The organism is Reyranella sp. (assembly GCF_050185545.1).
In the GTDB taxonomy this organism is placed as follows: Bacteria; Pseudomonadota; Alphaproteobacteria; order Reyranellales; family Reyranellaceae; genus Reyranella.
In genome coordinates this window covers 1-13611 of record NZ_JBFWZI010000186.1, presented here as the reverse complement: position 1 = coordinate 13611, position 13611 = coordinate 1, and the positions used below count along the sequence as shown (strand labels likewise).

At 68.5% G+C, this 13611-nt stretch carries 10 protein-coding genes; 4 read left to right on the top strand and 6 right to left on the bottom strand.

Features of this window, described 5'->3' with window-relative positions:
* Window positions 1-112 precede the first annotated feature (112 nt).
* Both AB7O82_RS31310 and AB7O82_RS31305 read right to left on the bottom strand, forming a co-directional pair.
* The gene (locus AB7O82_RS31310; RefSeq protein ID WP_428553505.1) at window positions 113-1024 is read right to left on the bottom strand and encodes an MBL fold metallo-hydrolase; all 912 of its coding nucleotides are present in this window, start codon (window positions 1022-1024) and stop codon (window positions 113-115) included.
* A 275-nt stretch (window positions 1025-1299) separates the two neighbouring features.
* Window positions 1300-1989: a TetR/AcrR family transcriptional regulator gene (locus tag AB7O82_RS31305; protein ID WP_428553507.1), complete on the bottom strand. Its 690-nt coding sequence runs from the start codon at window positions 1987-1989 to the stop codon at window positions 1300-1302.
* 82 nt (window positions 1990-2071) lie between these two features.
* On the opposite strand from AB7O82_RS31305, the gene AB7O82_RS31300 reads away from it, so the two are divergent.
* Window positions 2072-3535 (top strand): 4-hydroxyphenylacetate 3-hydroxylase family protein, encoded by a 1464-nt coding sequence (locus AB7O82_RS31300; protein WP_428553510.1) that lies wholly within the window; start codon window positions 2072-2074, stop codon window positions 3533-3535.
* A 134-nt stretch (window positions 3536-3669) separates the two neighbouring features.
* Complete coding sequence (locus AB7O82_RS31295; RefSeq protein WP_428553513.1) at window positions 3670-5046, top strand: adenylate/guanylate cyclase domain-containing protein; 1377 nt, start codon at window positions 3670-3672, stop codon at window positions 5044-5046.
* 110 nt (window positions 5047-5156) lie between these two features.
* Here the strand turns inward: AB7O82_RS31295 and AB7O82_RS31290 are convergent, their stop codons facing one another.
* The 3 genes from AB7O82_RS31290 to AB7O82_RS31280 form a co-directional block, all read right to left on the bottom strand.
* Window positions 5157-6359 (bottom strand): hypothetical protein, encoded by a 1203-nt coding sequence (locus tag AB7O82_RS31290; protein WP_428621079.1) that lies wholly within the window; start codon window positions 6357-6359, stop codon window positions 5157-5159.
* A gap of 168 nt (window positions 6360-6527) precedes the next feature.
* Complete coding sequence (locus tag AB7O82_RS31285) at window positions 6528-7601, bottom strand: ferritin-like domain-containing protein (RefSeq protein WP_428553519.1); 1074 nt, start codon at window positions 7599-7601, stop codon at window positions 6528-6530.
* Between the two features lie 236 nt (window positions 7602-7837).
* On the bottom strand, window positions 7838-10309 hold the full coding sequence (locus AB7O82_RS31280) for a DUF6165 family protein (RefSeq protein WP_428621077.1): 2472 nt from the start codon (window positions 10307-10309) through the stop codon (window positions 7838-7840).
* A 107-nt stretch (window positions 10310-10416) separates the two neighbouring features.
* Between AB7O82_RS31280 and AB7O82_RS31275 the strand changes: the two genes are divergently transcribed.
* Together AB7O82_RS31275 and AB7O82_RS31270 are read left to right on the top strand one after the other, a co-directional pair.
* Complete coding sequence (locus AB7O82_RS31275; RefSeq protein ID WP_428555541.1) at window positions 10417-10977, top strand: DUF1269 domain-containing protein; 561 nt, start codon at window positions 10417-10419, stop codon at window positions 10975-10977.
* A 113-nt stretch (window positions 10978-11090) separates the two neighbouring features.
* Complete coding sequence (locus AB7O82_RS31270) at window positions 11091-12332, top strand: amidohydrolase family protein (RefSeq protein WP_428555543.1); 1242 nt, start codon at window positions 11091-11093, stop codon at window positions 12330-12332.
* A gap of 193 nt (window positions 12333-12525) precedes the next feature.
* Here AB7O82_RS31270 and AB7O82_RS31265 read toward each other — a convergent pair.
* Window positions 12526-13611: autotransporter outer membrane beta-barrel domain-containing protein (locus tag AB7O82_RS31265; protein WP_428621076.1), on the bottom strand; the 1086-nt coding region annotated here is incomplete at its 5' end.

Genomic DNA, 13611 nt, shown 5'->3' with positions numbered 1-13611 from the left:
GGCGCCTATGAGCGCGCAGCTGGTGGCGGAGTAGTCTCCGCCAAGATGGCGCTCTTCTTGATGATAACACATCCCATGAGCGCCATCGGAGTGGCGCGCTCCCAGCGGGCGATCACGCCAGTCGGTAAAGGCCCTCTCCATCAACCTGCACGCGGCCGTCGACCAGCAGTTCGTCGAGGTGCTGCGCAATCGTGCGCCTTTCGGCGTCGTCGACCCAGAGCTCCTGGATGTGCGGCGGATAGAGCAGGCGTCGGGCCACCAGTTGCTCCGGCGTTTGCGGTGCGGCCGCGAGCCATCCCAGCAGGCGCTGCTCGCGCTCGTCTATCTTGCCCGCGAACGCCGCCAGGTCGTGCAGGAATCGATCACGGTCGGTGTAGACGCCACGGTGGTGCGAGGTCACCCACACCCGCGCCGGAATCTCCGGCAGGCGCTGCAGCGTGCGCCGGAAGTCGCCGAGGTTGGAGGTGGCGTCGCCATAGTAGGGGCCGAAGCCGGTGAGATCGATATCGCCGATGAAGGCCACGCCCTCGGGCTCGACCAGCAGAACGCAGTGGCCGGCGGTGTGGCCCGGCATGTGGATGGCGCTCACGCGCAAGCCGCCGCCCAGCTCCCATACCGCGCCGTCGCGGTAGGCGATCGCATCGGGGCGCGGCGCGTAGAAGAAGTCGCGCTGGAACCTGGCGAGCATCGCCGGCAGGCGCGCCTCGCTGCTGCCGTAGGAGGCGGCGAGCCCCGCCCAGCTCTGCGCCGCCGCCAGGTCGCGCTCGTGCACGTGAACGGCCGCCTTGGGCAGGCGGTGCAGGCCGGCCATGTGGTCCTCGTGCACGTGCCCCAACACGACCAGTTCGGTCGCATCGAACCCAGGGCCGATATGGTTGGCGACGATCGGCGTATCGAACGCAGCCAGCGTGTCGGTGCCCTCGACTATCACCTGGTTGCCGTCGGGATATTTGCCGTTCTTGTCGCCGAGGAAGACCGAGACGCGACCGAACTCGACACGCTGGGGAACAGGACGCTGCAGCAAATGACGGTACCGGGTTGGAAGCGGGAGTGCAGGCGGGCCTGCCGCTTCTAGCCAACCCGGCGCACCGGCTCAATGGTGGGCACAACTCAAATCCTCCCCGTCCTACGGGGGAAATGCCCCCGAAGGGGGCGGAGGGGAAGGCTGCAGACGAGATTCAAGAGATTCCGGCGTCGGACTCGGAGACATCTCGAGTGTGGCTTTCCCCCTCCGCCCCGTATGTGACGGGGCACCTCCCCGATTACGGGGGAGGGATCCGAGCCGCGCACCGGATGCCGTCAGGAGAGCCGGACGGCCGCCGACTCCAGCATGTCGGCGAGGAGGTCGGCCAGGCGTTCGTGGTCCCGCTCGCTGTCGATCTGGGCCGACACGAACAGGCCGTCGGCGGTCGCCATGGTGATGCGGGCCAGCATCTCGGGCAGGTCGCCCGAACGTCGTCCGGGACGGCGCAGCAGCGCCTGTCGCCAGAATTCGGCCATGCTGGCGATCACGCGCCGGCGGATCTGCTTGAACAGCCGGCGCGCCTGCAGCTCGCCCGGCTGGCGCTGCAGGGACAGCACCAGGCCGAGCCGCCAGAACTCGGGGCTCGAGGCGATGCTCGCGATCGCCGAGCGGATGCGCCGGGCCAGCTCGTCGCGGCGCGAGACGGTGCCGGCGGTCGCCGACCATCTCGGCAGGCTGGCCGCCCACTGCTCGAAGCTGTGATGGATCATCGCCGCGAACAACGCGTCCTTGTCGGCGAAGTGCCAGTAGACGGAGCTCGCCGGCAGGCCCGAGCGCTCGACCACCTTGGAGATCGACGTGCCCTGGTAGCCGAGCTCGTGCGCCAGCGCGAAGGTCGCCTCGAGGATGCGCAGCCGCGATTCGGCGCCGCGCCTTCTCGGTTGTCGCCCGGCGGCAGCCGCCTTGCCGCCCACGGCGCGCCGGCCGGCCTGCTTCCGTCGCTCGGTCATCGTCCCCTTGGTCATTTTGACCTTGCCGATCCATCCTGTAGTGATCATACCATTATGTATCGGTCACTACACAAAGCAAGCGACGCGGAGGAACGGCATGGGGGCGCGCACGGGATCGCAGTTTCTCGAGGGGCTGCGCAGGACGAAGCGGGAGATCTGGGTCGACGGCGAGAGGATAGACGACGTCACCGGCCATCCCAGGCTTCGCGGCGGCGCCGAGAGCCTGGCCGCGATGTTCGACCGCCAGCACGCCTATGCCGCCGAGTGCCTCTATACGGATCCGAAGAGCGGACAGCCGACCAACGTCAGCCACATGATGCCGCGCTCGCGGGACGAGCTGCGGCAGCGTCATGCCGGCCTGGTGCGGCTGTCGGAGGGCTCCATGGGCATCATGGGCCGCACGCCCGACTACATGAACATGAAGTTCGCCGCCTTCGCCTCGGCGCCCCGCGTCTGGGCCGGCGCCGACGGACGCAACGCGCGCGGCGCCGAGAATTTGGTGAGGTTCCAGCGCCACCTCGCCGAGGCCGACATCGCGCTCACCCATACGATCATCCAGCCGACCACCGACAAGCGCACCGACAGCCGGATCCTGGGCAACAAGGTCACCATCCGGAAGGTCGGCGAGACGGCCGACGGCATCATCGTCCGCGGGGCGCGCGTGCTCGCCACCCTGGCGCCCTATGCCGACGAGCAGACGGTGTATCCGGGAATGCCCATCCCATCCGGCGCGACCGACTATGCGCTGGCCTTCGCCATTCCCCTCGACACGCCGGGCCTCAAGTTCCTGTGTCGCGATTCGGCGTCGGCGCCCGGCGCGGACCCGTTCGACAAGCCACTGTCGTCACGCTTCGACGAGCAGGATGCCTTCTGCATCTTCGACGACGTGGTGGTGCCGTGGGACCGCGTGTTCATCGACGGCGATGTCGAGATCTACAACTCGATGCGGGACACCGGCTACGCCACCAGCATGGTCACCCAGTCGACCATCCGCGCCCTCACCAAGCTCGAGTTCGCCTATGGCCTCGCCACGCGCATGGCCGAGCTGATCGGCGACCATTCGCCGGCCACGACCGAGATGCTGGGCGAGATGGCCTGCTACGTGCGCATGACCGCGAACGCGGTCGAGCTGTCGCTGGAGCAGGCCCGCGAGCGGGCGGACGGCATATGGTTCCCCAACGGCGCGGCGCTCGAGCCGATGCGGGCGATGCTGCCCGTCTGGATGCCGCGGGTGGCGGAGATCATCACGCTGATCGGCAGCCACAACCTGCTGACGACGCCGAGCCGCGCCCAGCTCGACGATCCTGCGCTGCGGCCGCTGATCGACGAGATGCTGGGCGGCGCCGACGGCGTTCCCGCCGACGAGCGGGCGGCGGTGTTCCGCCTGGCCTGGGATTTCGTCGGCTCGACCCTCGCCGGCCGCGGCTTCCTCTACGAGCGCTTCTATCTGACCTCGGCGGCGCGCAACAAGCAGATGCTGCACACCCGCCTCTTCGATCGCAGCCGCCCGCGGGCCCTGCTCGACGACATGCTGTCGCGGGCGAGGCCAGACTTCGCCTAGATTGAACGCATCGCGTGCGCGAGGCCCTGGCGCCGCGAGCCGCTGCGGGTTCGTTTCTGCGCGACATCGAGCGGCCGGGCGTCGCGCTCTGGCGCCTTGGCCTTCCATGCCCTTAGAATGAATCGCGAGATTCGGTGCCAACCATCACGGGGCCGGCCATGAACACGATCGCGCGGCCCGGCGAGCAGACCCCCGAAACGAGGTTTGCCCGTGCGGGCGACGTCAGCATCGCCTACCAGGTGATGGGCGACGGGCCGCTCGGGCTGGTCATCGCGCCCGGCATGGTCTCGCACGTCGAGTTCTTCCACGAGTTGCCGGGCTACGCGCGGTTCATGCAACGCCTGGCGTCGTTCGCCCAGGTCGTCGTCTTCGACAAGCGCGGCCAGGGGCTGTCCGATCGCATCACCGGCGTGCCGTCCCTCGACGAGCGCATGGACGACCTCCGGGCGGTCATGGATGAGACAAGCCTGTCGAAGGCGGCCTTGCTCGGCAGCTCCGAAGGCGCGTCTATGTGTGCGCTGTTCGCCGCCACTTGGCCGGAAAGGGTTTCGCATCTCGTCCTGTACGGCGGGTTCGCCCGGTTCGCCAACAGCGCGGACTACTCGCTGATGCACGATGCCGAGGTGTTGGCGCAGATGGCGACGTTCTGGGGCACGGGACTTTCGATCAAGTCCTTCGCCCACAGCCACAACAAGAACCCGGACCTGCAACGCTTGTGGGCAAAGGGAGAACGCCTGATCGCGAGCCCCGGCACCTTCAAGGCGATGATCGAAACCAACCTTCGGATCGACATACGCGCCGTGCTGTCGCAGATTCGCGTGCCGACTCTGGTGCTGCATCGCAAGACCGACCGGGCCATTCCGGTCGCCAACGGCCGTTTCCTGGCCGAGCACATTCCCGGTGCCCGCTATATCGAGTACGACAGCGGCGACCATGCGATGTTCTCCGGCGCCGATCCAGAGCCGATGTGCGGCGACATCGAGGAGTTCCTGACGGGGCACCGCGACCTGCCGCAGGCAGAAGTCGAGCGCGTGCTCGCCACCGTGATGTTCACCGACATCGTCGACTCGACCCGGCGCCTGGCCGAGATGGGCGATACCGCCTGGCGACGTACCCTGGACGAGCACGACAGGGTGGCACGCCGGGCGGTCGAGCAGCATCGGGGACGTTTCGTGAAAAGCACCGGCGATGGCGTGCTGGCGACGTTCGATGGCCCGGCACGCGCCGTTCGTTGTGCCGCGGCGCTGACGGCCGGCGTCAGGCATCTGGGCATTGCCGTGCGCGCCGGCCTGCACACCGGCGAGATCGAGCTGCGCGACGAGGATGTCGGTGGGCTCGCCGTCCATGTCGCCGCCCGCGTAATGGCCGAGGCCGCGCCCGGCGAGGTGCTCGTCTCGCGCATCCTCACCGACCTTGTCGCAGGCTCGGCCCTGTCATTCGACCCGCGCGGCCCCCGCGCGCTCAAGGGGCTCGACGGGACCTGGGATCTCTACGCCGTGAAGCGAGGCTGACACCGACCTGCACAGTGCGGAGCCGATTAGACCGGCGCAGCCCATGCGATCACGCTCGCGCGCAGTCGATGCGATCGCCATCGCGACTGTCGACGCAGAGTTGACATCGATCAGCGCGGCGGGCGCTGCGCCTCCTCCCAGGCACGCGCGGCATCGATCAGCGCCTCGAACGCCGCGCCGCGCTGCAGCAGAGTCTCCTTGCTGTCGGCATCGATCTCCCTGTCGAGCATCGTGTCGTCGACCGGCATGTCGTTGTCGCGCACCGCCTTCATCAGCCGCTTGATCTCCGATGCGGCATGGACGGGCGTCTGCAACAGCACCAGGCGGCTCATGCGGCTGGGATTCGCCGGGACGTGGCAGTCGTTGCAATGGCCCTTGCGCATGGCGTTGGCCAATGCGTGGTATCGCGTCTCGAGATCCCGCAGATGCGGATTGCGATCGGAGAACAGGCCGCGGAACAGCGTCGGCGCCGGTTGTGTCGCGCCGGTCGCGTCGGTCCACATCCACTGCCCGTCGAATGGCGGCGGCCGGACCGGCTCGCTGCGCAACCCTGGACGCTGCCGCCCGTCGTTGGTGAACTGGCCCGCCACGATCTTGCCCGAGGTGGGCGAGATCCAGAGGATCACGGTGTTGGCCGCCTGGTAATCGTTCCACTTCCTGGCATCGTGCCAGAACGGATAGGGATACTGGCCGGGGTCGAGGGCATTGCGGAACAGGGCGCCGAGACGGGCCCGGTACAGGACTTCGCTGTCGTCGTGCTCGAGATGCCAGCTGCCGTCGAACATGAACAGGGGCGCATAGAGGCCGGCCCACACCTCAGGTGCGAGCTCGGTGAGCGTCGTGGCTTTCAGGCTCTCTCCCGGCCTCGGATGGGGGCGGCCCCACAGCAGGATCGTGTCGACGCTCCGCCGCACCAGCGAGTCGCGGAACAGCGCCTGACGGCAGGCATCGAATGCCTGTCGATCGCCGGGATCGGCGAGCGGACAGACCGTCGACAGTTCCGCCGCAAGCTGCCCGACCGTCGCCTCGATGCCCGGCCGGGCGTCGCCGGCGCCTTGCCGGGCAATCGCAGTCAGGGCGAATGCCAGGCAGCAGGCGAAGATGGCAGTGACGATTGCAGCGACTGTTGCAGCGAGTTTGGCGCGCGCGCCTCGGGACTTCGGCTCGTGCGGCACCATGACCTGGAACACGGCCGACGTCGCGGCCGAAGCGTCACCGGCCGAACCCGGCGGCCGGAAGAAGATGCCGGCGGCACGCTCTTGCGACGGTGAATTGGCAGCGACGCCAGCCTGCCAAGGGAACTCCGGTTGCATACCGACTCGCGTTGGGGCGACGTCGGCCCCGCGTCGCGCTCGGCGGCCTCGTCCGGGTCGCGATCTCGGTCGCTAATCGACGTCACGGGCCGGCTGCGCTTGTAGAAGAACGCGGCGTCGCCGTCGATGGCAAAGCTCACGGCAGTCGCCCGGGCCGGCGGCGACGCCCTACGCCGCGACCGGTGCGATGGCCTTGTCGACGAACTTCCTGGCGTCGAAATCCTCGGCGACCTTCATGTCGTTGCCGATCAGCTTCTCGACGTCGATCTTGGCGTATTCCATCACGCCCATGTCGCCCAGCGCCTTCTGCACCTTGGGTCCGAACAGGCCGATCTCCTTCAGGATCGGCACGATGCGGGTGAACAGCCGCGTGCGGAAGGCCTGCATGGCGCCCGATTCGTAGGCGTACTTGACGAGCTCGTCGACCGGCAGGCCGGAGCGCTCCCAGACCTCGGCCTGGTTGAAGCGGTCGCGCATGAAGTAGAGCGCCTCGACGGCGAACTCTTCGCGCTCGGCCCGCTCGTGATCAGACAGGTGCGGATAGTATTCGCGCAACGCCATGCGGCCGAACGTGACGTGGCGTGCCTCGTCCTGCATCACGTAGGCGTTGATCGAGGCGGCGAGGTTGTTCCTGGCGCTGTCGCGGATGCGCTGGAAGGCGGCCAGCGCCAGCCCCTCGATCATCACCTGCATGCCGAGATAGGTCATGTCCCAGCGCCGGTCGCCGAGCGTCTGCTCGAGCAGGTTCTTCAGCGAGGGAGTGATCGGGTAGGCAGCCTTGAACTTCTCGTGAATCAGCCGCTTGTAGGCCTCGACATGGCGCGCCTCGTCCATCACCTGGGTGGCGGCATAGAACTTGGCGTTCATGTCCGGCACGGTGCTGACGATCTTGGCGGTCGCGATCAGCGCACCCTGCTCGCCGTGCATGAACTGACAGATCGTGTGACACTGCAGGTTGAAGCGCAGCCAGCTCTTCTCCTTCTCCGTGAGCCGCGCCCATATCGGCGAGCCGTAGATCGGGATGGACTCGTCGGCCATGCCCATCGGGTTGTCCTCGAACAGCTCCTGCTTCCAGTCGATCCGGCTCGACGCGTCCCACTGCTGCTTCTTGCCCTTCTCGTAAAGGCCCAGGAGGTCGGCCGAACCGTCGTCGTATTCCCAGTTGAACAAAACCTCGGTCTGGCCGTCGAAGTGCCACTGGGTGATGTCGACAGGCAGCTGATAGAGCCTTTGGGTGGTCACGGATCCTCCTCGTCGGCGTCGTCCCGTTGCGCTTCAGCGAAAATTGACGCCTATGTCACTTTTGCGAAAAATTACCACAATTATTTTGTGGAGTCCTGCGCGCAACACTGGTCAATTGGACGCAGCCGGCATGGAGCAAAAAAAGCAATGCGGACAAGCACTTGACCGGCCGGGCCTTGATGGGAGGCGGACCTTCCTCCCCTCGACGATCAACGCCCTCGGCAGTCCTTCGGCCGTCAATAGGGCTCGTAGCTCTTCTCCTCGACGATCTCGGACGAGAGAAGCTCGTTGATCTGGCGCTTGATCGCCGCCCGCTGATCGTTCTGGCGATAGACCGAGCGAGCGAGGGCGACAAACCGGTCGTCGAACCGTCCCGCCGCCTCCATCCGCCGCAGCGCATCCTCGACGTCCCACAGCGTCTCGTTGACGGTGCGCAGAGTCGTCTTCTTCGCTTGGAGATCGGATGACACGACGAGATGCGGAGCGGCGATGCCCGTGAGCAATTCCAGCTCGTGCGCCACGTTGGCACGAGCTTGCTCGTCCTTGAGGCGCTCGACCTTGATTTCCAAGATGGTGATCTTGTCGATCACCTCGCCCCACGAGATCGGGACTTTGGGAGTTTCTATGGGCGGGCGCATCGAGCCGACGAGGCCCTTCAGCTCGGCCGCGATCTCGCGGAACACCGGGCCCCATTCGCCAGGCGAGTCCTGCCGGAACAGCCGCAGCGTCGGGTACCACGGGCTGTCGCGCCGCCCGAGCAGCCAGCGCCAGTCCGGCACCGCCTTCAGCGCCACCCAGGCCCTGACCCCCAGCGCGCCCGCCAGGTGCGCAATCGCGGTATCGGAGGTGACGACCAGGTCGCACAGCGTCAGGACCGCGGCGCTGTCGAGGAAGGCGTCAGGGCCGCAGTCGAAATCCTCCCCCAGAGTCTCGATTCGCAGGGCGTGCGGCAGGTCGTCCAGCTGGGCGGCGCCATCGCCCTTCTGCAGGCTGATCAGCCGGACGCCGGGCACCTGCGACAACCCCTCCAGCTCGGCCAGCGGGAAGGACCGCCCGCGATCGATCGCGCTCCTGTTGCCCTGCCAGCACACGCCGACGCGCAGGCCCGCGCCGGCGAGACGCCGGCGCCAGCGCTCGACCCGATCCGGCTCGGCGCGAAGATAGGGCACCTCCGCCGGGATCGTCGTCGCTCCCAGGACCAGCGGCAGGCTGATGAGCGGAAGCCTCAGCTCGTAGGGCGCCGGCGGATCGGCCGGGTCGACGATCTCGATGTCCGCGCCGAGGCCGCGCATCAGGCCCATCAGCGGCCGCTGCGGCGCGAACAGGATCCGCCCAGCCTGCGCGCGCAGCAACGGGAGGTAGCGGCAAAATTGAATCGTGTCGCCCAGCCCCTGCTCCCAGTGAACGAGGACAGCCTTGCCCGCCAGAGACACGTCGGAGCGCCACAGGGGCACCGCCGGATCGCCGACCGACGGAAACTCGGGCTTGCGCCGCCGCTGCTCGTAGAGCGGCCAGCCGCGCGCGTAGTCGCCGCGAAGCAGCAGGAGCTGCGCCTTGTTCCAGCCCGCCTCCCGCTCGTCGGGTCGCAGCGCCAGGGCGCGTTCGTAGCCCGCCAAGGCCTCGTCGAAGCGCTGCAGTTCCTGCAGCGTCACGCCGCGATTGCTGTGGGCCTCGGCATAGTCGGGGGCGAGCGCGATCGCCGCGTCGTGGCTGGCGAGCGCTTCGTCCAGCCGATCGAGATGGCGCAGGACGACACCGCGATTGTCGTGCGCGGCGGCCAGCGTCGGCGCCAGCGCGATCGCGCGGTCGTAGCTCGCCAGCGCCTCGTCGAGGCGTTCCATCTGGCGCAGGGCGGCGCCGCGATTGACGTGCGCCGCGGCGAAGTCGGGCTGGATCGACAAGGCGCGATCGTAGTCGGCGAGCGCCTCCTTGAAGCGCGCGAGCGCCGCCAGGGTCACGCCGCGATTGCTCAGAAGCTCGGCGCGATCCGGCCGTGCGGCGACGGCGCGGTCGTGGCTCGCCAGCGATTCATCGAGGTGGCCGAGGTCGCGCAGGAGGTTGCCCCGGTTGCTGAACGATTCGCCGTCGTGCGGATCGAGCGCCACTGCCTGGTCGTAGCTTTGCAACGCCTCCTGCGGACGCTGCAGGTCGGCGAGCAGCATGCCGCGCAGGCGGTACAGGTCGGCGCGCCCGCCTTTCAGGGCCAGGACACGGTCCACGCTGCCCAGTGCCTCCGCCGGGCGGCCGAGCGCCTGCAAGGTCGTCGCCCGGCGCTTGAGCGCGTCGGCATGATCGGGCTTCAGCGCGATCACGCGATCGTAGCCTGCCAGGGCGTCGGCCGGCCGGCCGAGCTCGCCGAGAGCGTTGGCCCGGCCGAAATGGGCATCGGCGTAGCGCGCGTCGAGCGCGATCGCCGTGTCGAAGCATTCGAGTGCCTCGGCCGGCCGCGCCAGGCGGCGCAGCGTGCTGCCGAGATTGAACTGCGCGGCAGCCTCGTTCGGCCGCGCGCTGACAGCCGCACCGAGCAGCTCGGCGGCGCGCGCCAGGCGCCCGGTCTGGGCATGCAGGACGCCGAGCAGGTGCAGCGCATCGAAGTTGCCGGGCGTTGCCTGGAGTACCGCCTGGTAGAGCCGCTCCGCTGCCGGGAAGTCGCCCTTCTGATGGAGCGCAAAGGCCTTCTGCAAGGCAGCCGGGTCGGTGTCGGTCATACTGATCCCGCGGTTAGCCTGCACGGTCCGCGACCGAACCGCAACGAGTGTCCGCCGTCGCCGTTGCCCCTGCCGTGCCGCAGGAATTTCCAGGGATGGAGGTCGTCATGGCAGAGTTGGTGGTCGTCGGCTTCGACAATGTCCTCGACGCGGACCGGGTGCTGAACGAGCTCACCCGCCTGCAGAAGGAGTATCTCGTCGACCTCGAGGACGCCGTCGTCGCCATCCGCGACGCCGATGGCAAGGTGCGGATCAAGCAGAGCGTGAACCTGATCGGCGCGGGGGCCGCCACCGGCGGCCTGTGGGGCGGCATGATCGGATCGCTGTTCGGCCTGCTGCTGCTCAATCCGATCCTGGGCTTCGTCACCGGCGCGACGCTGGGTGCCGGCGCGGGCGCGCTCTCGGGCAAGCTGTCCGATTACGGCATCGACGACGATTTCATCCGCTCGGTGGGCCAGACCCTGCAACCCGGCACGTCGGCGCTGTTCGTGCTGGTGCGCAAGGTCCAGCCCGACAAGGTGCTGGCCGAGCTCGCCGGCTTCCGCGGCCGCGTCATCCGCTCCTCGCTCTCGCCCGAGCAGGAAAAGCGCCTGCAGGATGCGCTCGGCCGCTCCGGCGTTTCCCTGCCGGGATCGGCGCCGGCAGCGGCCGCCGCCCCGGCCGCCTGACACGCCGGCGCCCGAGACGTCGTCGGGCGCGTTCGCCCCTTCCTGCGCTCTGGCTCGCCGGCCGGCCGCGGCCTTAAGCTCGCGTTCGGACCACGCCCGCAGGAAGGAACTGCATGAGCCGCACCCTGTTCACCAACGCCCGAGTCCTGCTCGACGGCTTCGCCGGGCTGCAGCCGGGCTACAGCGTGCTGGTCGAGGACGGCCGCATCGCCGCCGTCTCGCGGGAGGCGATCACGGTAGACGATGCGCAGGTCGTCGACCTCGACGGGCGGACGCTGATGCCGGGCCTGATCGATGCCCATGCCCACATCACCGGGCTGTCGCTCACGCCGAAGAACATCGCCTATCCGCAGGCCGAGATCGCCATCGCCTCGGCCAACTACCTGCGCAACTGCCTGATGGACGGCTACACCACCATCCGCGAGGCCGGCGGCGCCGACCATGCCACGGCGCGCCTGCTCGCCGAGGGCCACATCGCAGGTCCGCGACTCTACTATTCCGGCAAGGCGCTGACCCAGACCGGCGGCGGCGCCGACTTCCGCACGCCCGACGAGGAGATCGATCCGTGCGGCCATGTCGGGCCGTTCTCCAACATGTCGGCGATCGCCGACGGCGTCGACGCCGTGCGCCGGGCGGCGCGCGAGGAGCTGCGCAAAGGCGCCACCCAGATCAAGCTGTTCGCCTCGGGCGGCGTGGTGTTCCCGGCCGAGGGCCACGCCACGCGCTACGAGTACTCCAACGAGGAGCTCCGGGCCGTGGTCGAGGAGGCCGAGGCGCGCGGCACCTACGTGATGGCGCATGTCTACACCGACGAGGGCGTGCGCCGCTGCCTCGCGGCCGGCGTGCGCTCGATCGAGCACGCCAACTTCGTGAGCGAGGAGACCGTCGCCATGATGGCCGGGCACGGCGCCTTCTACGTGCCGACCTTCATCTCCCTGGTGCAGCGCGTCGAGAGCGCCGGCGAGACGCACCTGCCCGCCGCCATCGTGCACAACCTCGAGAGCACGATTGCGCGCGGCAAGCAGGTCTATCGCTGGGCGAAGAAGCACGGTGTGCCGATCGGGCTGGGCACCGACCTGTGGGGGCCCGAGGCGCAGCAATCCCAGCTGCGCGAGCTGGAGCTGCGCCTGGAGCTCGACACGCCGGCCGAGATCCTGCGCTCGGCGACCGCGGTCAACGCCGAGCTGATGATGGAGAAGAGCCGGCTGGGCGCCATCGCCCCGGGCGCCCACGCCGACCTGCTGGTTGTCGACGGCGATCCGCTCGCCGATCTCCGACTGCTGCTCGAGCCGCAGAGGAACCTGAAGCTGATCATGAAGGGCGGTGCGATCTGCAAGGACGATATGGCGGCATAACCCCTCGCGACTCGCCGCCGAGAGCACTTCGTCATTTTCGTCAGCCAGAAAACGCATCCCTCAGCGGCTGGGACAATCTCATGCGACAGGAGCGCGCTGCGATGCCGTGAAAGCGTGGTCGCGGTCCCCGCCCCGATTTTCATAGGAGGCACCCAAAGGCCGCGTCTCGGGTCCCATTTTCACAAGCATTCCCTCACCAGGTCATGCGCAGGCCGGCGGTCAGCGCGTGCGTGCTGTCCTGGCCGGCGATGTTGCCCTCGTAGCGGAGATAGATCGACGACGCCTGGGCGACCTCCGTCGTCATCTGCAGGCCCACCACCGCGCCGTCGCGCGTCGGCGTGGCGCTGTACGTCGTGAACAGGAAGCTCGGCGCGCCGGCCAGCGACGCCGTCACCGGCCGCGTCACGTCGGCGTACTCGTGGCTCCACCCCAGCCGCAGCTGGGCGTACAGCCGGTCGCGCCAGCCGAAATCCATCGACCCGCCGAGCTGCACGCCGATCACCGAGCGCAGCGAGTTGGTGGTCTGCGCCGCGACGCTCAAGTTGAGCGACTGCGCACCGGTCTCGGTGAAGGCGTTCTGCGTGCCGGTGAAGCCCTGCAGGCGGGCGAACGGCGTGATGAAGGGCATCGCCGTGGCCCCCAGCGCCGCGCCGCCCAGCGTGAAGCGATAGCCGCCTTCGATCTGGCCGAAGAACTGGTTGGCTCCGGTGAGGCCCTGCGCCGTCCGCTGCTGCAGGTTGGGGATGGCGATGTTGCGCCACATCTGGTTGCTCGAGTAGGCGTAGCTCACCATGCCGTCGAGGTAGAGCGCGTCCTCGAAGAAGCTGCCGTAGAGGCCGACCTGGAAGGTGTCGGAGCTGCTCTGGCCGGAAAAGCCCGAGACCCATTGCCTGCCGGTCGTGTAGCCCACCGTGACGCCGGCCAGGAAGTTGGGGGTGAGCAGCCGGTCCAGACCGGCCGCGAAGCCGCCGACATTGTAGGTGGTCGATCCGGTGATGGCGCCGGTGCCGACCGTGCCGGTGCCGCCCAGCGCGCCGCCCCAGGCGCCCCACGTCGGCGGCGTGAAGGTCTGGCAGGCGACGACACAGGCCTCGGCCAGCGCCACCCGGCCAGCCCCTCCACGAATGGCGCGCGGGCCGACGCTGCCGCCGCCGACCTGCAGGGCGAAGTTGTTCATGAACAGCTGGGCGCCCTGCACCATCGAGTTGGAGAAGGCCGAATAGTTCTGGCCGCTGATCGAGGTCAGGAACGGCAGGACCTGCCCGCTGCTGGCGGTCGC